General features: G+C 54.0%; 24 protein-coding genes. 9 read left to right on the top strand and 15 right to left on the bottom strand.

Features of this window, described 5'->3' with window-relative positions; all coding sequences use genetic code 11:
• Nucleotides 1-80: 80 nt before the first annotated feature.
• A complete protein-coding gene (locus Y5S_RS13015) occupies nucleotides 81-1,289 on the bottom strand; it encodes a helix-turn-helix transcriptional regulator (RefSeq protein WP_035233508.1) in 1,209 nt (402 codons plus the stop codon).
• 444 nt (nucleotides 1,290-1,733) lie between these two features.
• Between Y5S_RS13015 and Y5S_RS13010 the strand changes: the two genes are divergently transcribed.
• The 3 genes from Y5S_RS13010 to Y5S_RS19205 are packed head-to-tail and all read left to right on the top strand — an operon-like array spanning nucleotide 1,734 to nucleotide 5,630.
• Nucleotides 1,734-3,296: an alkaline phosphatase gene (locus Y5S_RS13010; protein ID WP_035233507.1), complete on the top strand. Its 1,563-nt coding sequence runs from the start codon at nucleotides 1,734-1,736 to the stop codon at nucleotides 3,294-3,296.
• A gap of 11 nt (nucleotides 3,297-3,307) precedes the next feature.
• Nucleotides 3,308-4,888 carry an alkaline phosphatase gene (locus Y5S_RS13005; RefSeq protein ID WP_035233506.1) on the top strand — a complete coding sequence of 527 codons (1,581 nt, stop codon included), beginning with the start codon at nucleotides 3,308-3,310 and terminating at the stop codon, nucleotides 4,886-4,888.
• Between the two features lie 58 nt (nucleotides 4,889-4,946).
• On the top strand, nucleotides 4,947-5,630 hold the full coding sequence (locus tag Y5S_RS19205; protein ID WP_156107763.1) for a hypothetical protein: 684 nt from the start codon (nucleotides 4,947-4,949) through the stop codon (nucleotides 5,628-5,630).
• Between the two features lie 10 nt (nucleotides 5,631-5,640).
• Here Y5S_RS19205 and Y5S_RS12995 read toward each other — a convergent pair whose 3' ends face one another.
• Entirely contained in the window at nucleotides 5,641-5,883 is a 243-nt protein-coding gene (locus tag Y5S_RS12995) for a hypothetical protein (protein ID WP_231552689.1), read from the bottom strand.
• A 989-nt stretch (nucleotides 5,884-6,872) separates the two neighbouring features.
• Between Y5S_RS12995 and Y5S_RS12990 the strand changes: the two genes are divergently transcribed.
• The 4 genes from Y5S_RS12990 to Y5S_RS12975 all read left to right on the top strand — a co-directional run bounded on the left by Y5S_RS12990 (nucleotide 6,873) and on the right by Y5S_RS12975 (nucleotide 10,867).
• Complete coding sequence (locus Y5S_RS12990) at nucleotides 6,873-7,145, top strand: helix-turn-helix transcriptional regulator (protein WP_035233505.1); 273 nt, start codon at nucleotides 6,873-6,875, stop codon at nucleotides 7,143-7,145.
• Nucleotides 7,135-8,250 (top strand): hypothetical protein, encoded by a 1,116-nt coding sequence (locus Y5S_RS12985; RefSeq protein WP_035233504.1) that lies wholly within the window; start codon nucleotides 7,135-7,137, stop codon nucleotides 8,248-8,250. Before Y5S_RS12990 ends, Y5S_RS12985 begins: the two co-directional genes overlap by 11 nt.
• Nucleotides 8,244-9,356, top strand: coding sequence for an ATP-binding protein (locus tag Y5S_RS12980; RefSeq protein ID WP_156107761.1), 1,113 nt, complete (start codon nucleotides 8,244-8,246; stop codon nucleotides 9,354-9,356). The genes Y5S_RS12985 and Y5S_RS12980 overlap by 7 nt, the downstream gene beginning before the upstream one ends.
• Nucleotides 9,357-9,727: 371 nt before the next feature.
• Nucleotides 9,728-10,867 (top strand): inovirus-type Gp2 protein, encoded by a 1,140-nt coding sequence (locus tag Y5S_RS12975; RefSeq protein ID WP_035233501.1) that lies wholly within the window; start codon nucleotides 9,728-9,730, stop codon nucleotides 10,865-10,867.
• An 18-nt stretch (nucleotides 10,868-10,885) separates the two neighbouring features.
• Here Y5S_RS12975 and Y5S_RS12970 read toward each other — a convergent pair whose 3' ends face one another.
• Together Y5S_RS12970 and Y5S_RS12965 are read right to left on the bottom strand one after the other, a co-directional pair.
• Nucleotides 10,886-12,175, bottom strand: a complete 1,290-nt coding sequence (locus Y5S_RS12970; RefSeq protein WP_035233500.1) for a Y-family DNA polymerase — start codon at nucleotides 12,173-12,175, stop codon at nucleotides 10,886-10,888.
• Nucleotides 12,141-12,575: a LexA family protein gene (locus Y5S_RS12965; RefSeq protein ID WP_081939765.1), complete on the bottom strand. Its 435-nt coding sequence runs from the start codon at nucleotides 12,573-12,575 to the stop codon at nucleotides 12,141-12,143. The genes Y5S_RS12970 and Y5S_RS12965 overlap by 35 nt, the downstream gene beginning before the upstream one ends.
• 36 nt (nucleotides 12,576-12,611) lie before the next feature.
• On the opposite strand from Y5S_RS12965, the gene Y5S_RS12960 reads away from it, so the two are divergent.
• On the top strand, nucleotides 12,612-13,190 hold the full coding sequence (locus tag Y5S_RS12960; protein ID WP_052041597.1) for an SOS response-associated peptidase family protein: 579 nt from the start codon (nucleotides 12,612-12,614) through the stop codon (nucleotides 13,188-13,190).
• A gap of 476 nt (nucleotides 13,191-13,666) precedes the next feature.
• On the opposite strand, the gene Y5S_RS12955 is transcribed toward Y5S_RS12960, so the two are convergent.
• The 4 genes from Y5S_RS12955 to Y5S_RS12940 form a co-directional block, all read right to left on the bottom strand.
• Complete coding sequence (locus tag Y5S_RS12955) at nucleotides 13,667-14,503, bottom strand: DUF6694 family lipoprotein (protein ID WP_035233498.1); 837 nt, start codon at nucleotides 14,501-14,503, stop codon at nucleotides 13,667-13,669.
• 68 nt (nucleotides 14,504-14,571) lie between these two features.
• The gene (locus Y5S_RS12950) at nucleotides 14,572-14,916 is read right to left on the bottom strand and encodes a hypothetical protein (protein ID WP_052041596.1); all 345 of its coding nucleotides are present in this window, start codon (nucleotides 14,914-14,916) and stop codon (nucleotides 14,572-14,574) included.
• Between the two features lie 76 nt (nucleotides 14,917-14,992).
• Nucleotides 14,993-15,379 carry a putative periplasmic lipoprotein gene (locus tag Y5S_RS12945; RefSeq protein ID WP_035233496.1) on the bottom strand — a complete coding sequence of 129 codons (387 nt, stop codon included), beginning with the start codon at nucleotides 15,377-15,379 and terminating at the stop codon, nucleotides 14,993-14,995.
• Between the two features lie 17 nt (nucleotides 15,380-15,396).
• On the bottom strand, nucleotides 15,397-15,960 hold the full coding sequence (locus Y5S_RS12940; protein WP_035233536.1) for a DUF4339 domain-containing protein: 564 nt from the start codon (nucleotides 15,958-15,960) through the stop codon (nucleotides 15,397-15,399).
• Between the two features lie 238 nt (nucleotides 15,961-16,198).
• Between Y5S_RS12940 and Y5S_RS12935 the strand changes: the two genes are divergently transcribed.
• On the top strand, nucleotides 16,199-16,528 hold the full coding sequence (locus tag Y5S_RS12935; RefSeq protein ID WP_081939764.1) for a helix-turn-helix domain-containing protein: 330 nt from the start codon (nucleotides 16,199-16,201) through the stop codon (nucleotides 16,526-16,528).
• Here Y5S_RS12935 and Y5S_RS12930 read toward each other — a convergent pair.
• The 7 genes from Y5S_RS12930 to Y5S_RS12900 form a co-directional block, all read right to left on the bottom strand.
• Nucleotides 16,525-17,409, bottom strand: coding sequence for a recombination directionality factor (locus tag Y5S_RS12930; protein ID WP_035233494.1), 885 nt, complete (start codon nucleotides 17,407-17,409; stop codon nucleotides 16,525-16,527). The two genes, Y5S_RS12935 and Y5S_RS12930, sit on opposite strands and share 4 nt — an antisense overlap.
• A gap of 74 nt (nucleotides 17,410-17,483) precedes the next feature.
• A complete protein-coding gene (locus Y5S_RS12925) occupies nucleotides 17,484-18,491 on the bottom strand; it encodes a YqaJ viral recombinase family nuclease (RefSeq protein ID WP_035233492.1) in 1,008 nt (335 codons plus the stop codon).
• Between the two features lie 90 nt (nucleotides 18,492-18,581).
• Nucleotides 18,582-19,007 carry a hypothetical protein gene (locus tag Y5S_RS12920; protein ID WP_052041595.1) on the bottom strand — a complete coding sequence of 142 codons (426 nt, stop codon included), beginning with the start codon at nucleotides 19,005-19,007 and terminating at the stop codon, nucleotides 18,582-18,584.
• Between the two features lie 60 nt (nucleotides 19,008-19,067).
• On the bottom strand, nucleotides 19,068-20,036 hold the full coding sequence (locus Y5S_RS12915; protein ID WP_035233491.1) for a DUF932 domain-containing protein: 969 nt from the start codon (nucleotides 20,034-20,036) through the stop codon (nucleotides 19,068-19,070).
• Between the two features lie 41 nt (nucleotides 20,037-20,077).
• On the bottom strand, nucleotides 20,078-20,572 hold the full coding sequence (gene radC / locus Y5S_RS12910; protein WP_035233489.1) for a RadC family protein: 495 nt from the start codon (nucleotides 20,570-20,572) through the stop codon (nucleotides 20,078-20,080).
• A gap of 73 nt (nucleotides 20,573-20,645) precedes the next feature.
• On the bottom strand, nucleotides 20,646-20,978 hold the full coding sequence (locus Y5S_RS12905) for a hypothetical protein (protein ID WP_035233488.1): 333 nt from the start codon (nucleotides 20,976-20,978) through the stop codon (nucleotides 20,646-20,648).
• 410 nt (nucleotides 20,979-21,388) lie between these two features.
• The gene (locus Y5S_RS12900) at nucleotides 21,389-24,424 is read right to left on the bottom strand and encodes an efflux RND transporter permease subunit (protein WP_035233487.1); all 3,036 of its coding nucleotides are present in this window, start codon (nucleotides 24,422-24,424) and stop codon (nucleotides 21,389-21,391) included.
• Nucleotides 24,425-24,431: the final 7 nt, after the last annotated feature.

Genomic DNA, 24,431 nt, shown 5'->3' with positions numbered 1-24,431 from the left:
ATTTTCTCTGTATGCTCTTTGATGAAAGTGATTTTGGTCCTGATCTGGAGTCGCTACCTGCCTCCCGGGACCTGATGATATCAGGAACAGATGCGGAGCAGGTGGGCGACCAGATCGACTTGTCGATTGAAGTTGTTTTTTTGAAGAATGGATTTGATATAGCCGCGTACGGTGCTGATCGCGAGACCCAGTTGCTCGGCAATGTCTGCCGGGCTGCTGCCTTTTAACAGTCCCAGGCATACGCGGGCCTCGGAATCCGTCACCTTGAGAATCTTTTGTATTTCTTCAGGGCAAGGTTCGCGGCATTGGTTGGGGTCGAAGATTTCCACCAGTACATTATGGTTGTGGGTGTTCTGGTTCTTCACCGGAGTGAGCGAAAAACGCAAGGGCAGGGCGCCAGTGTGCAAGTAGAGGGTATCGCTGTCGTCCAAAGCTGAAGTCTCACCGCTTACATACAGCCCTAGCTGGGTGTAAAAAGCGAGACCGAATCCCTCATCCTTGAACGCAATCAGTTTCTCTTCTTCATCAATATGAAATGCCCCATAACGGCTGCCCATAGCAACGAATGTCGGACTGGCTGTGATAAGCGTGGTTACCGGCGAAAAAATTGCCACCGGCTGTTTTAGCAGCGAAATACTGGTTTTCAGGTTGTTGAACACCTGATCTGAGCGATGAATGCGCTCGTAGAGATCAATGGCAATTTCGATATGCTTTTTCAGGCGAGCGAGGAGTGCCATGTCACCCTGGTCGAAGACGCTCAGGGACTTGTGGCGATTAAGCACTAGAATGACATGCTGCTGATAGCGGTTGGTAAAGGCGATGGTGGCGCTATCGATAATGCCGGCGGCACGAATCCAGGTACGAGAAAAGGTGGACATTTCCGCCAGCAGGTCGTAGTCGGGGTCGCCATTGGCATAACTGAACAGTGAATTCGGACCGTTTTCAAGTGCTTCGGCAATGGCTTTGTCCTTGAACACCAGCCCGGTTTTTAGCATCAGGGAAATGATCCCTGGGGGGTAGCCAATGTTCCAGCCATATAGCCCTTTTTTCTGGGGCTCTTTCTGGAATACGGCAAAGCTGGCACTGGTGAGGTGCAATTCTTCGCGAATACAGTTCAGGAAGGGATGAAACCCTTCCTCGCTGTCCACACAGGCATATAGGCTGGATACCAGCCGGTCCAGGCGCGCCATCTGTGTGCTATCCGGTGTCAGGTTGGCTTGGTCTTGAGGTTCTGCTACATCCTCGGGGATCGCCATTCCTTGGGCGTTGTCAGGGTAATTCACCGACATTCACTTTTCCTGTGGTGGTGCTCCCCATCGGGTGGCGGGAGTCGCGTTCTTGTCATTTAAGGGTAACGTTCCTGTCGGTGACCGTCATACCCCATTTGGGGGTAGTGGGAAGCCTCGATTTAGATTAACGGTAATAATGACAGTTGCTGTTCCTGTTGATTTTCTTGGGCGGGTGAGAGAGGTATGGTCGTGCTGCTTGAGCCTGTTGAGCTGTAGGATGCCGGGTTTGGAAATAGTTGGTTGGGTTAGCCACCTCCCCCTCCCCCGCAAATCCCCGATGCATTTTTTTATTGCTCTGCTGCTGTCCCAACCTCTCCGTTCGTTCAATGCGTTTTTTTGAACGAAAGTCACAAATCACTACTTTGCCGTTTTTCTGAAGTCAAAATGCAACATGTTCCCTATTAGATGGTGCCCTTCTAGCAAAACATCTACCGGGGATAACTCATGTCTCAGCGTGTTTTCAAGCTGGCCCTTACCGGGCTGGCGGCGGGCGTTATGGTGTCTGCCAATGCAGATGGTGTGGCCTTGCCGGCCTATCAGTCTTCCAGTGACTGGTTCACCGCAGGAAGTGAGAAAGTCGTTGAAAAGGCGGACCTTTCACGGGAAACGCAGCGTGCCAAAAACGTCATTCTTTTTGTTGGCGATGGCATGGGGATCTCAACGCTGACTGCTGCTCGTATTCTTCAGGGGCAATTGGCTGGCGGGGATGGCGAAGAAAACCTGCTTTCCTTTGAAGCCTTTCCGTATAGCGCTCTGGTCAAAACCTATAACACCAATCAGCAGACGCCTGATTCCGCCGGCACCATGACCGCCATGATGAGTGGTGTGAAAAACAAGGCGGGCATGATCAATATCAGCAGCGAGGGGCTGCGTGCGGATTGCGCATCCTCTAAAGGTAATGAGCTGAATACCTTTCTGGACCTGATGGAAATTACCGGTCGTTCTACCGGTGTGGTCAGTACCGCTCGTATTACCCACGCCACCCCGGCTGCCACCTATTCGCGCGTGCCGGAGCGTAACTGGGAGTCGGATGACGGGCTCACCGAAGAAGCCAAGAGTGGTGGATGCAAGGATATCGCCGATCAGTTGGTGTCTTACTCTTATGGCGATGGGGTGGATGTCATTCTGGGGGGCGGCCGTCGTCATTTTCTTCCCAGCGAGGAAGGCGGCAAGCGCCAGGATGGTCGTGACCTGACTACCGAATGGCTGCAGCGCTACGAGGACAGTGGTGAGCAGGCTGTGTACCTGCAAAGCGGTACCGAGCTTGATGGGCAGGATCTGTCATCTACCGACAAGTTGATGGGGCTTTTTACCTCATCGCATATGAGCTATGACGCGGATCGTGCTGCTTCTGGCAGTGATGAGCCCACCATCGCCGAGATGACCGAGTCTGCCATCCAGGTGCTGGAGAAAAACGATAAAGGGTTCTTCCTGATGGTGGAATCCGGCCGAATCGATCATGCCCATCACGCTGGCAACGCCTATAACGCGCTGCATGATGCGGTGGCGTTTTCGGATGCTGTTCAGGCTGCCGTTGATGCGGTGGATCTGGACGAAACCCTGATCCTGGTAACGGCGGATCACAGCCATGTGTTCACCATTGCGGGTTACCCCACCAAGGGGAATCCGATCCTGGGCAAGGTCGTCACCAATGATGGTAGCGGAGCTCCGGAAGAGGCGGCGGCTCAAGCTGGCGATGGCATGCCTTATACCACTCTGGGATACACCAATGGGCTGGGGTATGCGGATCTTGGTGATGAGACTGATGCGGATGCTCGCTATGCCAGTGCGGCGGATGCCGGACGTAAAGATCTCTCGGCAGTAGATGTGGAAGCGCCGGGTTATCACCAGGAAACGCTGGTGCCGATGGGGTCAGAGACCCATGCCGGAGAGGATATTTCCCTGCATGCGGTGGGGGCTGGTTCCTGGTTGGTGCAAGGCAATATTGAGCAGAACACGTTGTTCCACATCATGACTCGCGCAGCAGTCGTTTCATCCGGCAAGTAAGGAGAAAGAAAATGAAAATGCATACATTGGCGATCGCGGTCGCGTCAGCTGCTTTGCTTGCTGCCTGTGGTGGAAGTGATAGCAATCAGGATGGGAAAGGGGAAGACGGCGCTCTGCGGTTTAATCCCCAGCAACTGTCTTCCCCGTGGTTCAGGGAGGGAGCCCAGGTCGTTAACGCGGCCAGTAAAGTTAAGATCAATAATGAGGTGGGTGCGGCCAAGAATGTGATCCTCTTTGTGGGGGACGGCATGGGTATTTCCACCGTGACAGCGACTCGAATTCTGGCAGGCCAGATGGAGGGTAAGGACGGTGAGGAGCACCGCCTGAGTTTTGAAACCATGCCTTTCAGTGGTTTGGTCAAAACCTATAACACCAACCAGCAAACGCCGGATTCTGCCGGCACCATGACTGCCATGATGAGCGGGGTGAAAACCAAGGCGGGCGTGATTGGTGTTGCAGAAAGTGCGGCCCGTGCCGACTGTGCATCCAGTCAGGGGGCTGAACTGGTGACGGCGCTGGAGCTGGCAGAAGACCAGGGCAAGGCCACCGGTATCATTTCTACGGCACGGATCACTCACGCCACACCGGCGGCCACCTACGCCAAAAGCCCGGAGCGCAATTGGGAATCTGACGACGGTCTGAGCGCTGAAGCCAAGGAGAACGGTTGTAAGGATATTGCTGATCAGTTGGTGTCCTTTGCTGCTGGAGACGGCATTGATGTGGTGTTGGGTGGTGGGCGTCGCCATTTTCTGCCTGATACGGATGGCGGCAAGCGTACGGATGATCGTGACTTGACGGCGGAGTGGCTGGCGGCGCATCCCACCGGTAGCTATGTGCAAACGGGTACCGAATTTGGCGCCCTGAATGCGGCCACTGCAGGGCCGGTCCTTGGTCTGTTTAACAGCAGCCACATGAGCTACGACTCTGATCGCAAGGCCAATAACAAGGATGAGCCCTCACTGAGCGACATGACCGCCAAAAGTATCGACATGCTGTCTCGTGATGAGGATGGTTTCTTCCTGATGGTGGAGTCAGGCCGTATCGATCACGGTCACCATGCTGGCAGCGCCTATAACGCCCTGACGGATGCGGTGGAGCTGGCCAACGCGGTGCAAGTGGCGATGGACAAGACCAACGAGAAAGACACGCTGATTATCGTCACTGCAGATCATAGTCATGTGTTTACCATTGCCGGCTATCCGACAAGGGGTAATCCGATTCTGGGCAAGGTGGTTACCAACGATGGCAGCGGCGAGCCGGAGGCGACGCCAAGCCTGGCCGGGGATAACCTGCCTTATACCACGCTGGGCTATACCAATGGTCCGGGTTTTGCGGATCTGGGTGACGAGCATGATGCGGATGCCCGGTATGGTGTGCCAGTCGATGCGGGACGCAAGGATATTTCTGCGGTGGATACCGAGTCTGCGGGTTATCACCAGGAGGCGCTGATTCCCATGGGGTCTGAAACCCATGCGGGTGAGGATGTGGGTGTCTGGGCGCGTGGTCCGGGTGCGCACCTGCTGACTGGCACCAATGAGCAGAGCCTGATCTTCCATGTGATGGCGCGCTCAGCGGGTCTGCTGCCTGAGTAAAGGTTGCGACACTACGCAGAGGGAGGCTTTTGGCCTCCCTGTTTTTATGGGGAAAGAAATGAAACTGTGGATGGGTTTGTTGTTGGGTGCGCTGGCATCGGTGGCATCTGCTGACTGCATGAAAGGTCAGGGAGATGTGGTGCATGCGCGCTACGATATCTATGCCGGATCGCAGCGTTACAGCGTGGATTTTTATCGTGGTGCGGATCAGGTGGCGTGGCAGCGCGGCGAGGTGATCAGTGTATGGGCTCACCGGGATCAGGTTGCATCGTTGTTGCGGGTGTTTCCTCAGTATCAACGCACGATCTGGTATCCCGCCGGTGATTTGCGGGCGCTGGGCAAGGAGGCGAAGTGGCGTGGCGTCGCTGGTTGGCCTGATCCGCAACACCATGACTATCGTATGGTCAGTGGTTCGACAAGCATTGTGCAGGGGTGTCCGGCCCAGGAGTATATGGGGGCAGATGGTGACAAGGTGTTATGGCTGGATCAGGTGAAGTTGCCTGCTCGCATGGCTGACGCAGGAGTCGTTTGGCAACTGGTGTCGTTGCAGCGTGTTTCGCGCGAGGAAACCTTTGAACTTTGGACCCAATGGCAGAGCACGGATTTTGCCGATGTGGGCGACAACGAATCAGATCCGTTCTTGCGACGGATGATTTCGCTGGGGTTTGTGGAGCACGGGGCCAGCGGTTTTTACCGCGCGGATGGTTCGCCACTGCAGGGCGCGGATCACCACGCCCACTGAGATTGGTGAATCAGCGGCGGCGGGTAATTATGATCAGGCCGGCGGTAATGGCGATTACCGCGGCGGGAAACAGGAGCAGGTAGCGCTTTCGCTTGGCTTCCTTTTCCCGCTGGGCATCCGCCTGGGCAATGGCTGGGTGGATATCGCGAGCGGCACTGTCTTCTGCTGCATAGGTGGAAACCGGTGCCAGAAACAGTCCTGCGCTTACCAGGATGGCGGCCATAAAATGGCGAAGGGTGGTCATCGTGCTCATAGCTACCTCTCGGTGTCGGCAGACGGGTGATGGTAGGCCTGAAACGAAAAAGGGCCCCCGTCTGGGAGCCCTTTCAAAATTGGTGCGAGGAGAGGACTCAAATAGGGTGCGTAACTGTCTGATATAAATAAAGATATCCCAGTTCGGTTTTGCTTCATACCAACACATGTACCAACAAGCGGGTTTGTAAAATTTCTGACGCATGAAGGTGTCGTCATTCACCTAAATCCTCTTTCACCGACTATATCCAAATTTGGAGAGCAGCGAAGGGTGTGGATCATACCATTCTTGCCACCTTGTGCCACCTGCTCGATCAGGGAGGCGAGGGGCTTATCCACAGAATAAGCGACCCAGGGGCATGGCTTTGAGAGGATGGGGGGCAGGCCCTTTGGTGTGGGAGAGCAGGGAGTGTCACCTAGCCGATCAGATGACTACATTGTGACCGTGCTAGCAATCACGTGATATCGGCTTTCTATCTAGTCGTCCGCTGGTCTTCTTGTGAAGGGAGACGAGCAGGCATTTTGCTGTGGCTAGACTTCCATGAACGCTCGGCAAAAAACTAATTCCCCCAAAAATCATTGAATCTGCATAAATCGTACATTGAATTCAGGATTTTTTTGGGTGCGTTGTTTTTAAGGCTTGACGTCGTGGCTGGGAATGCAGTAGTTTTTCTTGGCTTGGCATCGCCACAGATAGCTAAGTCCTCCTGCACCTGATTAACGCGGTGTTGGCAGAACACTACAGACATTTAATGTCTTTTCAACAGCGCAGCCTGAATGGAAGTGGCATCCATCAGCAATAAGTCGCCCTCCCTAGTATTGGTTTCACGCGAAGCGTGAACTTCCAGTCAAACACAAAATTATATTTGGATTGCGACCTTGTGGTCGTTCTGAGGAATTTGGCTGCGCTGCGCTGAGCGTAGGCACAATTCTTATGGCATTACTTTGCCTTGGGAATGGTGTCGTTTGGCGCAGTATTTTGGAGGTTTAATGAATACTCGATTGATTGCTGCGCCGCCATCTGTTTGCGCAGGTGAAGCACCAAAGCCGCTAACCGGCCTCACTATGCTGTCAGCCAAAGATCTGGCTGAGGAATTGGGGATCGGAGTGAGCACGCTGTGGGCTTGGGTTGATTGCAACGGGAAGCACTTTATTCCCGAATTTCCACAGCCGATAAGGCTGGGAGGGAACTGTACCCGCTGGCGGGCGCAAGATGTGGCAGATTATTTGGCCGACGTCACGGGAGATAATCATGGTGATTAGTCATGTTTTCTCATCGTTACAGAGACGGACAGCTTGTTCTGCAAGAAAGCTGCTTGCCATCCAAGACATGTGGGATAGCGCGAAGGAGAACGCTTTTTGCCTAGATGGGCAGAGCGAAATTTTGGATGCATATTCCTACTTGGAAGCGGTAACAGACAAGATCCGTGCCGGCGAAGATATCCAAATCGCGGTAGAGAGTCAGTCAGCTAATGGCCGTAAGCGGATGGTCCCTGGTAAGGATTACTTTTCGGTGGTCAAGATCTTGAAAATAAACCGCAGTGTCATAAGGCGGTATGACCTCCTGCCAGACATGAAAGCATGGTTGGAATTACTTGAGTGTCCCAGATTTTCTGCATTGGTAGATATTCGGCCAGGTAGGTATGCCCTGACGAAAGAAGTCGTCGACAACATGAGTGAATGCGTTGACTGTTACCGAAGGACTGTCATTAGCCAGGCTCATGTAAAGCGATGCTATAACGCTGCGGGCAATGCCAAGCGGCGTTATCACTCCGTGATGCAGCCTGTCAGGCAGTGTTTTCGGCAGTGCGATAAGGCCGAAATTGCCTTGATCGATTTGTCATGGAAGCCGGAGTTCAGGATGCGGAAGGCATTAGCTGATACCGACGCTGCTTATAAAAAGTTTGCAAATGGGATTCGGCATCACTCTGCATCTCACTGCATTCTGGTGGCTATCTTTTCTGTGGAATTGAGCGACCACAAGGGATTCCATATCAGCGGTATGCTGTTGCTCAAACCTGGAGCCGGGGAGCGGGCGACTAACCTTGGCTGCTACTGGCGAGATAATGTGACGGATGGGGAAGGTAGTTTTCTGTGCGCAACCGACAAGCCATTTGCTGCCACATTATCGAAGTGGTCAGGGTTGAACTTCATAGATGTTGCTTCTCCTGTTGATGTTCAGGGCGATCATGCCCGGCAGCAGCTCCTGGAAGCTGCTGTTACGCGCTTCGCTGAATTCAGCCAGAAACTACGTGCAAATGGTAACGGGAAAAAGCACCGGCAGATCAGGATAATTAAAGGGGCACAAATTCGGCGCTTGGCTAAGACTGTGCCAAACGTTGTCGATAGTGGGGGTGAGAAATGGTGATTCGGTCCATTCAGGTTCCGCCTATTAATATCGGCATTGATGCTTTGTCCGGTCGTGGGTTGGGATTTTTTCCAGGACTATGTGCCAACGGGCATGTCGAGATCACCGGATCATCTGGCATGGGGAAGTCGACCGTAGCCAAATTTATCGCATCATACCTGTTCTGTTCGAAGGTGCCGGTAGTGATTTTCGATTTTCATGATGACTTGGCTATATCAGGGATCAGGACGCTGCATCTTGGAGATGGAGCTTCCGGTGAATGTTCGATCAGATTTCTGGAGCCAACGCCCTTGGCATTGGAGGTCTTTGGTCTGAGAGGGTGCCTGGAAAACGCGGTCAGAGCCATTGAAGCGACGGGGAGGCGAAAGCTTGGAGATGGTCAAATCAACGTTCTGCGATCAGCGATCATGGAGTTGTGGCGGCGCCTGGGGATTACGGAAAGCGCTTCCGATTCCCCCGCTGCGGCTGCAAAGAGTATTCGGCCTTCTGATCTGAGAGATCTTCTTCTTGAGAAGAAAGACGAGGCCGAAAGCAGCAGGGAAAGGCAGATTTTTGATGGCTTGATAAACCGTGTTGATGTATTGGCTGCATGCGCTATTTTCGAGCATGAATCGCCCTTGAGGGTTGATGATCTTTTACAGAATGGTGCGCGTCTTCATATGCAGGGAATCCCCGCTTCAATGAGGGGCTGGGTGGCTCGAACCTTGGTGAATATGATCTATGCTGAAATTGCGGCCATGGGGCCAGTGAAAGAATCACCGTTTGATGCCGGATCGCCATTCCGTGTGTATCTCGTCCTTGATGAGGCTGGATCGGTGATACGCCAGAAAGCGGATGACTGCATCATAAAGACCATTGCGAAAGAGGGCCGGAAGTTCGGTGTTGGCCTCATGCTGGCCGCTCAAACGCTTGATGAACTGAGTGAGGAAGTGGTCGCCAACGTTGACACCCACTTTGCGCTGCCTACCAGAAGTGCCAAGGATGCCAGGAAGGTGGAGCAGAAGTTGGGCCTCTGTAAGGGCGCGCTAAACTGCGGAACTGGCCGTTGGTCCGGGTTCTATCAGACGGGCCATAATGTATACAAAGCAAACTTCTACCATCTGTAATAGGTGGGGGCTCCTTGCTTAAAAGCGGGTAGAGCCCTCGGTCAATCCTCAGGAGCCATTGGGGGCAGAGTGATGTCGTGGTCAGTGTATAGTCAGGGCTGCGAAATTTCTCATGTTAATAAAATTCCTACTAATACTGATGGCGGTGTCAGTATTAGTAGGGCTTGCTTAATAACGTACATGTTTTTCCCATTATATGAGCGGCGATAATCAGTGATTTCGGGATCCGGGAGTGGTTGTCTGGTTAATCATAAAGGGGAACATGTTTATTCTCTGGTTTCTCTGGTTTTATTAATATTCAGATTTCCATTCTGGTTGGTTCGTTGCTCATTAAAACCTATCAATGAATAAAGTTAGTAACTGGAGCAATGATGATGAACCAGGGACACAGCATGCTGCCAACAGCAGAGGCTCAAGTGGGACGGTTGGAGCAGTTCCATGAAATGCTGGACTGTGGATTGGATGTCTTCAATCCGAGAGATAATCCCCAAAATGTCTACATCACTGATCAGTCAGAGGCTGCACGTGCGCTTGCGGACGTCACGACGCTTTTAGATGAAATCGTGCCCCAGCGGCGACTGGTCATTAGCCGACGGCAGGAGACTAGCCAGGGGCTTATCCGCAGAATCCCCAATAAGAAGACTCCAGCCATCGAATCTTGCATCAATCTCACTGAGGATGATTTCTGGGGGTACAAGGTGGACCCGGATGTTCAGGTTGTCCTGGACCTCAATAGGGAAGCGGCGGTTCGCGTCTTGACGGGGCGTCGGTTGCATGATCGCGTTGGCGGTAAAACGGTACATGATCACTATCTCGAGTATCTTCACGAACTGAAACGGCGGCTATCAGCACCTGAGATCCTTCAGTTTCGTAGACAGCAGGTGGTCAGGGCGCAGCGTAGAGTAGACAGCATCACCGGGGCAGTGAACGAGGCGTTGAGCCTTTGTCGAAAAGCTCGCTTGGTGCGTGTTGATGGCAGCTACAAACAGTCTGTGCGAAGGAATAAAACCCCAGAGTGCATATCAAACGATCTAGACCGCTTCATTAGAAACATGCGGCATAACAAGCGCCAGTTTTCTGCTCTGGTGTTGGCGGTTTTCAAGATTGAATACGGGGCAAAAAAGGGCTATCACTGGCATGGATACTTTATATATGACGGTAGTAAGGTCCGCATGGATGTTTTGCTTGGCACTTACTTGAAGAGCTATTGGTGTGACGTGGTTACTAAAGGTGAAGGGGCTGGGTTTAATGTGAATGTAGGCGAGGTTAGAACGACGCTGTCGAAACGATTACAGGTCCCTGAGCGGCATTTGGCGATTGGAGAATTTCGTAAGGGCGATGCAATCCAGGAAGCCAATATGAAGGCTCTCATCCGTTACTTCGCAAAAAAAGAACAGTCCCTTAGGCTAACCGGACAAAAGAGCGTCAATCAATTGCGCATTGTGCGAGGGCCCCGCTACAAGGCACTGAAGCAATGGAAAGACCGAGCAGCGACCAGAGAAGGTCGTTGACCTACAGTGTGAGTGCAATCAAGAGCAGGGCGGCGTGTGACAGTGAGCTACGGGTAACTCTGCCCATTGCGTTGTGTACTCCGGCGACCTGAACTGTTGCCTCATGTACCAAGGGGCGGAGGTCCCTTGGGAGGCCATAAACACGCTACCTTTCCCCTGGGCACGGTTGATCCGGTCGATGACGGTCATGAGCTGGTCGGCTCTCTCTGTCTGGCCTGGGTGTAGCATGTCGAATTGATGATGCTTGCGGTCGCAGATGTTCACGAGACCAACACCCGCTTTCAGGAAGGCATGACCAGGTTGGTACAGGCGAGCGGCTGTCGCCCTGGCCAATTTCACGATCTCCCGTGTGTCGTCGGTGGGGTAGGGAAGCTGGACCAGATCACTGGCAGAGTGGTAGTTCGGCTCAAATGGCGAGGTGTGCATGAACACATGCATGCTCAGCGCCAGGTGGTGTTGTTTCCGGAGTTTCTCGGCGGCTCGGGACGCATAGAGAGATACTGCCTCCAGTACAGGGCCTGAAGTAGTGGCCTTGTTGCCGAAAGAGCGGGTGCAGTAGATCTGCTTCTTCGCGGGCGGTACTTCCTCAAGGGCCAGACAGGCTCTGCCGTTCAGCTCCTCGATAGTTCGTTCCAGGTTGATACTGGTCATTCGCCGAATGACCTTTGGGTGTGCCCTGGCGAGATCGAGAGCGCTGTGAATTCCTTCAGCATTGAGCCTGGCCCCCAATCGCCGGGCGATCCCCCAGATGGCCGTTACAGGGACACGCTTCAGCACCCATTCCCGCTTCAGTGGTTCATCCAGCACACAGACACCCTGACACTTCGGGAGCTTCTTGGCAGTCCGGTTGGCCAGCTTGGCCAATGTTTTGGTTGGCGCAATGCCTACCCCTACTGGCATTCGGATGTGATCCCACAGCTGAGCCTTGATCTCATGTGCGGTGTGCTTCGGATCGTCAGGCATGCCCGCCATGTCGAGAAACATCTCGTCGATGCTGTAGACCTCAATCCGGGGGCTGAATGCCTGGAGTTTGGTCATCACCCGGTTGGAGATGTCGCCATACAGCGGGTAATTACTGGAGAAGATGGCTACGTCATGCTTTCTGAGTAGTCCCTCAATCTTGAAAAAGGCTTCCAGGTCTGGGATGCCTAGTGCCTTGGCCTCCTTGCTACGGGCGACCACAAAACCATCGTTATTGGAAAGCACCACCACCGGCTTGCCTCGTAAGTCAGGCCGGAAGATCTGCTCGCAACTGGCGTAGAACGAGTTGCAGTCAACCAGTGCGATGGCGGAAGAAGTGGATGGCATTGATCACAACCCCCTCAATCTGAAAGTCGCTCCCATCCAGGATGGGGATCGGCGGGAAGTCCTCGTGGGCTGAACAAAGCAGGCGACGATGGGCATCCAGGATTTTGCAGGTCAGCTCACCATCCAGAAAGGCTAAGACCACATCCTGATGCCGTGCCTGCTCCTCGCGGTCAACAATCAGGAGATCCCGGTCATAGATGCCGACGCCCTCCATGGATTCCCCCTCCGTCCAGCAGTAGAAGGTTGAGGCGGGGTGTTTTATAAGGAACTCATTGAGGTCGAGTTTCTTGTCCATGTAATCGTCAGCAGGGCTCGGAAACCCGGTCCTGACGCGGGAGAGATAGCAGGGTGCAGCAAACTGCTCCCTTATCTCCAGTGGAGAGAGAGTGGTAATTGGCATGGCTAAATAAACTGTCCATAAGCACAGTGTTTGATTATGTGTACCAATTACGTGCTAATCAAGAGCGATGGCTCAGCCAAATTGGCAGAAGCGTTGGGCGTGGACGCTAACCGACTGATCTACGGCGACTTTCGCCCTGGGGCCCAGATTAGCGTGGTGACGGGGGGTAGTGAGGCTCGATTACTGCGCACGGCAACCTGGTGGCTCTATCTGCAGCAGACGCCCCAAGGGCTGCGCCCCCACCGTGATTACTTCAGCGTCAATACGAATTACCGAAAGCTCCCCCAGAAGAGGGAGTTCAAGCACTCACGTTGCATCATACCCGCCACCGCCTTTGTCGAGAGCCAGGACGGTAAACGCCCGCATCTGCTGGAGCCAGCCAATGGCAGTGCCATTGCCTTTGGGGGGCTGTACAAAGAATGGACGGACAAGGTGACAGGGGAGGAAGTTACCTCCGCGTCGATCATTACCCTGCCAGGCATCCCGGCCCTGGAGCAGATCCACCGCAAATCCACGCCATTGTGGTTGCCAGAAGAGGCGTATGACAGTTGGTTGTCGCCAGAGGTAACGGATGGCGGAGCTGGAAGGGTTGCTAGACCCAGTGATACACGCTGATCTGATAGCTACCCCGATTGACAAGGTCAGCCTCAAGCAGCCGGTAGGGGAGCCTTTTCTCATTCAGAGTTAAATGCCGCATTCTCCAACCGCCAAATGCCGCATAAGGGCGACGGGCCGGTCGGCATTCAAGCGAATGAAGGAGGGGGAATGGGACGTTGGAGAGTGGCTATAACCAGAAATGTCTACCAATGAGCAAGAAAAAACCGATAGAGAAGATCAGTAAAGCCCCTAATATCGAAGTCAGATACCACGTCAGGCAAATCCGGCCCCAAAAAGAACCTTCACTGTAACGAAAATAGCTGTAGGTTTTGGCAGTATATTTTCGGGTAAAAAAATACCGTACAGCATCATTCCGATATAAAGCAGTACACTCATCTTGTTGGGCTCTTTGGAGAGAGGGTAGGGTGTGATGATTTGGATGGATAATTAGAGAATGTTGACGGAGATAGTTCCTCCGTCAACACCTGTCAGAGCTAGTTGTACCAAGCTGCTGCTCCAATTTCCTCTTCCACTTCATCGAAAATATCAAGATGACTATTTTTGAGCTGCTTATACTCCTCGTATTCGCCATTGGTCATCGCCGGGTAAACTTCATTACCCATGGGATCAACCACATTGGCAATAAAGCCTGTGACACGATAATTTTGGTTTCTTGCATACGTGCCAATTTTTCTATGCACCATGCTGTCCTTATAGCTATTTCCTGGTGGAATGGGGCGTCCTACATTGAAGGGTTTTACATCGTTACACTCTGAGGCAACTTCATTCCCTGTCTGTACTTCAGTTACATTAAGGCAGAGCCAGAACCCGGAAATCGTGTGCTTCGAATTGTTTGTGAAAGAAAAGGTGACCGCTGGCAGTCCTTGCATCGAAGCCTTCTCAGCAGAAACAACAAAATCCTTGTCTCTCTGGATAATTCCTTCCGCTGTATTTTTCCACGCTCTGTGTAGTGTTTCGATATTCGCTTTGACTATCTGGCGATTTATGTTTGCGACCTCCGCTTCATGTTTGGCTACGGTCTCGACCACCTCGTCATATGACAGTCCGTGTAAAGATTCTATGTCGTTTTTCTCGATGCAGGGATCGTCACTGATTTCGTCGCTGCCCAACCCGTCCGCGCAGATAAAAAGTTGGTAAGGTTCAGTGTAAGAATTGAACTGCCTGGCAAACTCACCTTTTTCAGCTGGTGTGTCCAAACTTTTCAAAATATTGTTATAGGATATTTTGATCATGCTTTGCGATGTGGCATCGAATTTCTCGCCGCAACCGGCCAGAAGAAAGGCAAGAAAGCCCAGGATCATGTATTTCATTAGACCGTCCTGTGGTATGGGTTAATGGGTATGTTGGTAACAAAGGGTTGGATATCCCGGTCTATGGCTTACAGGCCAAAGACATTCACGTAGAACTTTTCACCGTTATCCGCCACCTCTACGGTGTAGGTAATGGGCAGTTCATTGGTTACACCGTTAGTTGTCGCCGTAATGCCAAGCTGGGCAGCACATGTGTGGGCGCCTGTTTCTTTATTGGTGCTTTGGGTTCGTATGGCGTTAACGGTGTACGTGAAAAGGCCTTGTGAGCCATGGCCAAGTTGGTTGGTCATTTCCCGGTCGGCTATCTGCTTGACCAGGTTTGTGGTTTCTTCGTCGCCACATTCGGGCGCATATTGAATGCAGCCGGTTAGTGCTACGGACACAATGGCCAAGGGTACAGTCAGGTGTTTCATGCTCGTCCTCTGAGATAATGCGGAATAATGGTTGGCTTAAGTGGGTTTTGGGATTCAGCCTGTCTAGGGGTAGGGATCAATTGCCCCAGGTCTGGAAGTCGTTACCTTCCCTGAAGGTCCAACTGCCGATATCCGTCACGACTTCAACCTCAATGACGTTGCATAAGTAGTCGAAGGCCTGAACAACGCCTTCCCCAAGTGAAACCGTTTTGGGTAAGCGAGACGTCATTTCCTGACCCATTGCACGGGCAGAGTTCATCCTCTGGCAGTTTCCTTTGTTGACAATGATTTCCCTGATCTCAAGGTCATCTGATTTTGTGGTTGCGGTGATGGATAGAAAGGGAGCTTCGGCAGCACCAAATCCGTTGTCTGCAATTTTGGAGCTTCTGATATCGACTGGAGGCGTGTCACCGCAGCCGGAAAGAATGAATGCAAGCCCACATCCTGTGAGATATTTTTTCATGGCGGGTTTCCTTGATATCAAATAAAGGCAGTGAGCATGAAGCCGAAACAAACCAGCCAGACAATGAAGTAGGCGAGATTGTGTTTCATCGCTTTTGCGCGCTGGAACAGATAGACAGGAATTAGCCAGGTCACACCCTTGAATTTGCTCGTGTCCGTGCCGCCTTTCTTCAGGACATGTTCGTCCCAGAAGCTAAGGCCGATATTCAGAGCCAGAGTGATATAGAAGAATTCGCCGCCAGACAGTGCTCTCTGTATTCGGTATTCGCTGCCGCCATAGACAATGCCTGCCACGATAGCTTCAGCAAACAGGCCGATGAGTGGTGCAAAGGCCAGAATCCAGACGATGGTGTTATTGATATGCTCGCCAGTCAGGGGAGGTGGAGCGGATTTATCCAGATGGGATGCCAGTTCTGTTTGCTCGAGCTTCGTCCAGCCGGACAGCCCGTTGCGCCAGACAATGGCGCCATGGGTGATTTCTCCGCTGGTGATCAAGCCGATCATTTCCTGTTCAGAAAACCCGCCTTTGCGTTGGCCGGCACTTTCGTAGAACCACGGTTTCTGTGTTTCTGTTGCTTCCATGTTGGCCCTCATTTCATTCTTCTTGGTGATTTCGGGAGGCATAAGGGGCAGCTAACCATCCTGGTTAGCCGGTTGTGACACACCACGTTCCCCCAACGTGATTTAGGCCCGAACGAGGTTCGGTCTCCCAGCACCGCAAAAGTATTGCAGTGCGACACATTGGTGGTCAAGTTTAGCGATACGACACGGGTATGGCTCTGCCGTAGCGTTGCTTCATCTATTTGGTGGAGTGGGAGTGATGAGTTTTCCCGAGCGCCTGAAAGCGGCCCGGTTGGCATTGGGGCTGACTCAGGAACAGTTGGGCTTTGAGTTGGATGTCACCAAATCCACGGTCTCCGCTTGGGAGAATGGCCGTGACGCCCCTGGTTTTCGTCTGTTTCCTGCCCTGAAGCAGGTGCTAGGTGTTTCGCTTGATTACCTGATTTGTGGTGATGAAGCGGGTGGCATCGCCGATCCTGCGGGCACCTACGGCGCGGAAGTCCGCAGTGAAGCAGAGGCGCATTTGCTCAAGCGTTACCGCAAACTTTCTCGCAGCCGTCAGGAAGGCCTGAAGGCCCTTTTGGATTAACCGGCAGACTGCTTGCCAGCCAGCTTGTTGCTGAGTCCAGAAGTCGATTGGGGACGGGAGTCCTTGGTTTGAGTGGCTCTCTCGCCAGAAAACTCCTCCACCACCTGTAGCCCTTCTTCCTCCCCATACTCGAACCAGGCGTTCATCAGCCCGGCCTGAGCAACCTTGTCCAGCTCCGTCTGGTGAATCCCCAGATTCTCTCGCCCCTTGGCTTCCTCCTTGGCGTGGGTGACGGCTTCTTTCAGGGGCTGATCTGTCCGCAGGGTTAGATCCACGTAGTAGATCGGTGCCCGGTGGCTCTGGATGGTACTCTTGCCGCGCAGCTTGAGTTCCAGCGGCAGGGTGGCCAGGTTGCCGCCACTGATTGCGTGGAAGTAGCGCAGCCGTGCGGCCAGTGTACGGATGCTGTTGTAGCCGGTGGTGCGGAACACAAAACAGCCAAGCTCATCGTCATTCCCGATACGGACATACAGACGGCCATAGGGCTTGCACAGCCCGTGGCTGCCGTAGTCGCACAGATCCGGGGAGGGGCAGTCCAGAGAAGACAGGCCATTCTCGGTATGCCGCCGGCATGTCTCCCCGTTGCCTGCACACAGCGGCCTGCCGCTCTTGCGGTCGAAGAAGGTGTATTCGGCTCGCAGGTTCAGGTCCGGGTCATTGAAGGGCAGGGTGATGGGAATGCTGCGGAGTTTGTTGCCTTTGGTGTCCTGACGCAGGGCTTCATCCAGCGGGTGTGGCAGCCAGCCTTCCTTGGTCTGGATCTGGGTGGTGATGGTGAACTGGTCGTCTTTCTCGGGCAGACGCTTGCCGTTCTTCTCCACCACGCGGCCGATGCTGATGCGGCCAATGATAGGCGGGGTAATCGCGAGTCCTTTAATCATGGGATTCTCCTGATGGCAACTGGCATGGACGCAGCCGGGCCAGGCCCGGCTGTTATGCCGTGAGTCGTAGAGGGTTAAGCATTGGGGCGAACCAGGAAGCGACGGCTCCCGGCCTTGTGCTTGGGGTACTGCTTGAGCAGATCAGGCTGATCCTGCAGGAGAGCTTTCGTGTCCAGGCTAGTGGAGTCCTTGCTGCGCTTCCAGGTCACAGAGCCCTCTGTGAAGGTGGCCTTGCTGGCCAACCCCATGGTCTGCTGGATGCGTTGCTTGAGGGTGGATTCCCGGTTGTTCAATCGGCCCAGGGTGTCACGCAGATCCAGTAGCTCATTGAAGTCGCCTTCGATGGCCGGGTAATCCGTGAGATCCATGGTTTCCCCTTTGTCCTGGGGGTAGAGCGCTTGCAGGGCGTTCCCTGCTGAGTCGGAGCCATCCGGGTCCGGTGGCGTGTCCGCTTCCACCAGCTGCCAGAACTCCCGCTCCAGCTCGTACAGGTGAGCGATCAACGCCTCATCCCGTTCGATCCGATGAATCTGCAACTCCTGACCACAGATCAACACGGCCACATCGGCTGCCTGTTTGCCGGTGACCGCCAGCTGGTGCTGCACCTGGCACTGGATGTACTCGGGAACCCCATCGGCCCAGAGCTTTGCGCCGTACTGGCCGGTGGTCTTGCACTCGAGGATCTGCACGTCATCGTTACCCACCACGGCGTAATCCAGATTGGCGAGCATCCAGGGCTTGTCCTCATCCGGGTGCTGCAGCACGGCATTCACCCGCCGAACCTTGTTGCCGGTGATCCTGGCATAGGCCTCGGCCACCTTGGGCTCCAGCAGGGTGCCCCAGTAGAGAGGCGATTGGATGTCATCGGGATCAGGCGCGGGTAACAGACCATCGCGGCCGGTCTTGATCATCCACAGCTCCAGTGGGGACTGGTACGGGCTGATGCCGACGGCGGCAGCCGCATCACTGGCGCCAATGCCTTGCTTACGGATCTTCAGCCAGTCCTTCCGGCTCATCTGCTTGGTGGAGACCAGGCGGAGCGCCGGGCGCTGCGTAGGAGTTGTGCTTTTCGGTTGTGCCATGAGTGTTCTCCTGACAAAGAAAAGCCCCGGCACAGTGACCGGGGCTAGAGGTAGGGGAAGGGGGGGATTGCGAGAGATGCCTAAATGACATCATGCGGCGCGACCTGACGACGAGGATGGCTCATCGCCTATCTCGAAGAAGTCATTCACCAACGCTTCGATATAGCGTTCAGCCTGCTTATCGCTGGGGAGGTGGCCGGTAGTGAGCAGTTGCTCACCCAGCCATTCGCCCAGCTCGCTGACCACTTCGTACTCGAAGATGCCAGGGCGGCCACGGGGCTCGAACCAGATGTGGGAGACGGTCTGCCACAGTGGGTCCAGGTATTCACACGAGGCGATGATCAGTTCGATGCAGCCACTGTCCCAGGTTTCCAGGATGCGGCGACTGCGTCCTGGGTCTCCGGGGTGGCACATCAAGCCTTCATGCAGGAACGCGCCCCACACCGCTGCCAATTCAGCAGGCATAGGGCGGCAGTCCCATACCGCCAACAGGCGGTAGAGCCATTTCAAATTCATGGTGTTCTCCAGGTTTTCTTTTAAGCGGGATATAGAGAGGGGAGAAAGATCGGGCCGGTTTCAGGCGACCAGCAGGGAGGTTTGTTCCAGAGCGCGTTGCTTGATCTGCGCACCCTTACCGAACCACGCCGAGTCCAGCCGGTTGTCGGTGCTGCGGGCACGGCGCTCATGGTCCACGAACTCGGTGACGGCATTGAGCAGGCCGTAGGCCGTGTTCTTGGCGGATGCCAGATCCGATCCGCGACCGGCACCCTCATACAGAGCCATGGCTTTCTTCATGGCCTGCTCGTTGGTCTTCACCGGCATGTCCGGTGGCTGATAGCCGGTGTCGGTGAAGATGGTCTGCATGACCTTCTTGGCGGTCTTGCGGGTAATGCGGCGCTCGCTGAGGGCCTTCAGGCGATACATGAAGTCATCCCAGGCAGAGACAGAGATGCCTAGCTGCTTCTTCACCGACTGCGGATCAAAGGTGGTGTTGTGGCGTACCTTCACCGCATGGGTATTGCCATTCAGTGCCACCGCAAGGGTGTTATTGCAGACGACCCGGATACTGGTGAACTGCGCCGTGGTAGCCAGGGTGCCGTCACAAGCCGTGGCCAGCAGCACATAGCCGTTGGTTTGGTCATTCCCAGCCAACGTGCCGGACTGCCCGGTACGCGCAAGCGCCCACAGCTTGCGGCCCCCTTTCAATACGCCAGCGGTCTCCAGCTCGAAGCCGGATTGCTCGGTGAGATCCCGGTAGAACTCCAGCACCTCACGGGGCTGAACCACCTTAAAGCGGTTGCTCACTACCGAGAGGGGCTCTTGATTGTCAGAACGGAACAGCACCTTCTGATCCGGGAACGATGAGATCTGGCCGAGCGCGCCGGCTTCGCTGCTGATAAAGCGCACCGGGGTCTCACGGATCTCCCAATCCATGCCCGCTTCGCGCATCCAGACTTCCAGCGGCTGTTGGCTGGCCAGCTGGTTGCCCAGCCCGTGCCAGGGGGTACGGCCTACATAGGCCATGTTTTCGACAAGATGTGCCATGGTGAATCTCCTGTTAAAGAGGGAATGCCCAAAGGGCAGGGTTAGAGCCAGCCGCGCTCGGCGAGGCTCACGTAGCTGGAACGGGACACCACAAAGTGGTCCAACACCCGCACATCGATCAGTGCGAGGGCGTCCTTGAGGCGTTTGGTGATTTGCCGGTCGGCAGTGGAGGGCTCACTGCAACCGGAAGGGTGGTTATGGGCGAAGATGATGGCTGCGGCATTGCAGTCCAGAGCGCGTTGCACTACCACGCGGGGGTAAACAGCGGAGCTATCAATGGTGCCGTTGAACAAGGTCTCGAAACTGAGCACCTTGTGCTTGTTGTTGAGGAAGATGGCCGAGAAGACTTCGTTTTTCTCCTGTGCCAGAGCCAGTTGCAGGAACTGGGCGACATCGGTAGGCGCGGTCAGGGCCTCCCGGTCGGTAAGCTCATCCAGCAGGATGGTGGCCGCCGTACTGACGATCTCCTCGGGTTTAACGCAGCCCTGTACGTGGTACAGGCCCTGCTCGTTCTTTACGAAAGTGGGAATATCCATTCAGGCCTCCAAAGGGGCATAAAGAAGCCCGCACAAGGCGGGCTTCGGAGTGGTGGGCAAAGGGAAGAGGGGGTTACTCAGAATCGAGGCGGAAGCTGTGTCCGCAGTCCAGGCATTCCAGGTTGTCGAGATAGGTCTCGTCGAGCTTGGCTCCCAGCGCGGCACCGGCTTCACCTCCGGCAACGCCACCAGCTAGACCGCCGAGCACGGCACCTGCGATACCGCCGATGGCGGACCCGGCAGGGCCAAACGCCAAGCCGACAGTAGCGCCAACCCGAGCACCACTGGTCGCCATGGCAAACCCACTGGCAGCGCCGGCAGCCGTGCCAACAGTCCCGCCAACCTTGCGGCCATTTTGCAGGGCGACGATTCGGATGGAGCGGCAGGACGGACATTGAATGATCATGAAACCTCCATGAGATGGGGTCAGGAAGGACATTCCTTCCCGGCTTCATGGAGGTGATATGTGTTTGAAAATAATTAGATTAGAGCTGTTTATGTGAAAGCCAAGGAGATAGAGGCGCTTTGATAGGTTGTCAGAGTTTTATGTCTCTTTGTGCTGCCTGTAGTCCGTAGACTTTTGTAAATCACATGTGTTGAATTGCGATCGTGAAAGACGAGAATATGAATAGCAATATTCGCTATTCAGTTGGGGGTAATGTTCGCCCAAATGGAAGTGCGCTCTATGTCGCAAGAGAAGTTGTGATAAATGTTGTTTGGATAGATGCATGCACTATCGGCTGGATCATATAATCCAAGAAGAGTGCGAGGGCTCATGCTAAGCTATGTTAGTGTGCGGAGTTTTCAAGAGCCCGCCTAGAACCGCACGCGGAAGAAAAGTGAATAAAGCACAGGTATTGCCACCATGGTAAGCAGAGTGGCGAAGGCAAGCCCCCCCATGATAGTAATCGCCATGCTCGAAAAGAAGGCGTCCCACATCAGAGGTATCATGCCGAGAATGGTGGTGAAGGCCGCGAGGATCACGGGGCGCAGGCGGCTGACGCTGCCATCGACTAGTGCATCTCTCATTAGCTTACCGTCCTTGACCTGTGCGTCGACTTCGTCAATTAACACGATGGCATTTTTCATCAGCATTCCGGAAAGGCTGAGGAAGCCGAGCATTGCCATGAAAGTGAATGGCTGACCAGTTAGTAACAGGCCGATGCTCACGCCACAGATCGACATTGGTACGATCAGCCAGATTATCAGCGGCTGACGGACCTTTCCGAACAATAATACTGAAATTACCAGCATCACAAGGATCCCCAGCGGTACCTGTTTCGCCAGGGACGCTTGCGCTTCGCTGGCTTTCTCATATTCGCCGCCCCATTCCAGAGCATAACCTTTTGGCAGCGGTAGAGTTTCCACCGCGTTATGTAATTGTCGCAATGCTTGGTCGGCAGTCAGGTCGCCAATCGGTTCGGCCTGAACTTTGAGCGCGCGTATACGGTTGCGCCGATGAATAAGGGATTCTTCGGTGGCAATTTCTAGTCCGCTTAGCACCTGGCTAACAGGAACGTAGGTCTGTTCGGCGCTGCTCCACATAACACGGTTGCCGAGTTTGCTGACGCTGCCACGTTCCTCGCTGGGAGGACGTACCACAATTGGTATTTGCGAGTCATATTCGCGGTAGGTGCCGGCTTGGATACCGGTAGTGGCAAATAGTGATGACGTTTTCACTTCTGCACGGCCAACGCCGGCGATACGTGCTCGTTCTTCATCGAAATGCGGTACCACGACAACCTCCCGCGTACGCCAATCGATTCTGATATCTTGCACAACATTACTCTCTTGGAAAATTTGTTGTGCTTGCTCACCAAGTTGACGAAGCACAGCAGGATCGTTGCCCTTAAAGCGTGCCTCAATCTTGGCCCCGCCACCAGGGCCGAACATCATCGTTTGTGGGTACACCTCGAGGGACGGATATTGGTTTGCTAGAACTACTCTTAATTCATCAATCAGGCCGTTAATCAACTGACGATTAGTTACGCGCACGATCAGCTGACCATAGGATGGATTTGGTAGCTCCGGTTCATAAGTCAGCATGAAGCGGCTGGCGCCCTGGCCAACAAAGGTGGTGACTGCTTCTACTTCATCGTGAGCGAGAATCAGACTTTCTATTTCGCTTATCTGCCGCGCGGTTTCTTGTATATCGGCACCCTGACGTAGCCACACATTAAGGTAGAACATTGGCATGTTCGATGGCGGGAAGAAAGCATGTCGAACAAAACCGAAGCCGACTATCGAAATTACGGTAATCATAACTAGTGCGGTAACGGTGATGCCTCGGTTTTTTAGTGCAAGCAGAAGGATCATGCGGTACTTGCCGTAGCTTGCATGCGCGTAGGGATCTTCGCCTTCTTCATACTGGTGGCCATCAAACAAATAGTGGCCCATAAGTGGCGTAACAGTGATCGCCAGCAGCCAACTTAACAACAGTGAAATGGAAATAACTGCGAACAGCGAGAACAGGAATTCGCCGGTCACGTCTTGCGACAGGCCGATCCCGGAAAATGCCATGATGCCGATAACAGTGGCGCCAAGCAGCGGGATTTGGGTGCGACGACAGGCTTCGCTTGCGGCATTCTCGGCACTTTTGCCGCGCTGGATACCGATTAGCATACCTTCGGCAATGACGATGGCATTATCAACTAGCATCCCCATGGCGATAATCAAGGCGCCGAGAGAAATGCGCTCCATTTCGATGGCAAAAATTGCCATAAAAAACACTGTGCCAAGCACGGTAAGTAAAAGGGTGCTGCCGACGGCAACTCCGACGCGCCAGCCCATGGCCAGACAAAGGACACAGATTACAATAGCCACTGACAATGCAAGACTGGCAAGGAAGTCATCAATCGCTTTGTCAACCACAAGGTGCTGCTGGTAAATCGGCTTAATATGCACACCTAACGGAATATGGTGGCGAATTTTATCAAGGTGCTCGTTGACCGCGTGCCCTACCTCGACAATGTTGGCATTTTGCAGGCCGGCGATAGCGAGGGTGAACGCCCTTTCGCCATCATAATTGATAAGTTCCCTGGGGATATCGTCGGTAGCGCGGTATACGGACGCCACATCGCTCAGGCTGAATTGCTCCGTGGAACCGGGTCGACCGATGCGTAACGCCTCAATGGCTGCGACTGAATCAAAACCGGGTTCGCCGCTAATGCGAATGCGGCGTCCATCGATTTTAAAAGAACCGCCGGATTGCATGCGGTTTTCCGATTGTAGAGCGTTGAGCACTACTTCCAGCGGAATGCCGAGGCTGACCAGGCTTTCTTGGGAGATATCCACATAAATGACTTCTGACGGCTCGCCTGCGGTGGTGACTTTCGACACATTTGGCACATTCAATAACTCGCGGCGTAGGAAGCGCGAGAGCTCGCGTACCTCGGAATCAGTTAGGTCTGGTGCGACGACCGCAAAGAAAATTCCGAACACATCGCCATAGTCATCATGGACAGTGGAATTTAAAGCCCCAATTGGCAGGAAGCTTTGTGCGTCACCGACCTTGCGTCGCAGTTCATCCCAAACTTGCGGCATTGTGTCGCCGTCATACTGGTTCTTTATCTCGACCTTGATAATAGACTCACCGGGTCGAGATCGCGAGGTCAGTCGTTTCAGCTGTGGTAATTGCTGGATGGCGGATTCCAGCGGCTCGGTGATTTCCTTTTCTACTTCTACTGCGGTGGCGCCAGGGTAGGGCGTGACCACCAGTGCCATCTTGATGGTGAAGGCAGGGTCTTCGAGGCGGCCAATATTGTTCATTCCCCACAAGCCGCCGAGCAGGCATGCAAGTATAATCAGCCAGGTGTTGACAGGACGCTTGATGGAGGTGCGTGCGATATCCATGAGGCGC

Source organism: Alcanivorax nanhaiticus (assembly GCF_000756665.1).
GTDB lineage: Bacteria > Pseudomonadota > Gammaproteobacteria > Pseudomonadales > Alcanivoracaceae > Alcanivorax > Alcanivorax nanhaiticus.
Note: the sequence above shows the minus strand (reverse complement) of the source record. Positions and strands in the feature narration are given on the sequence as shown.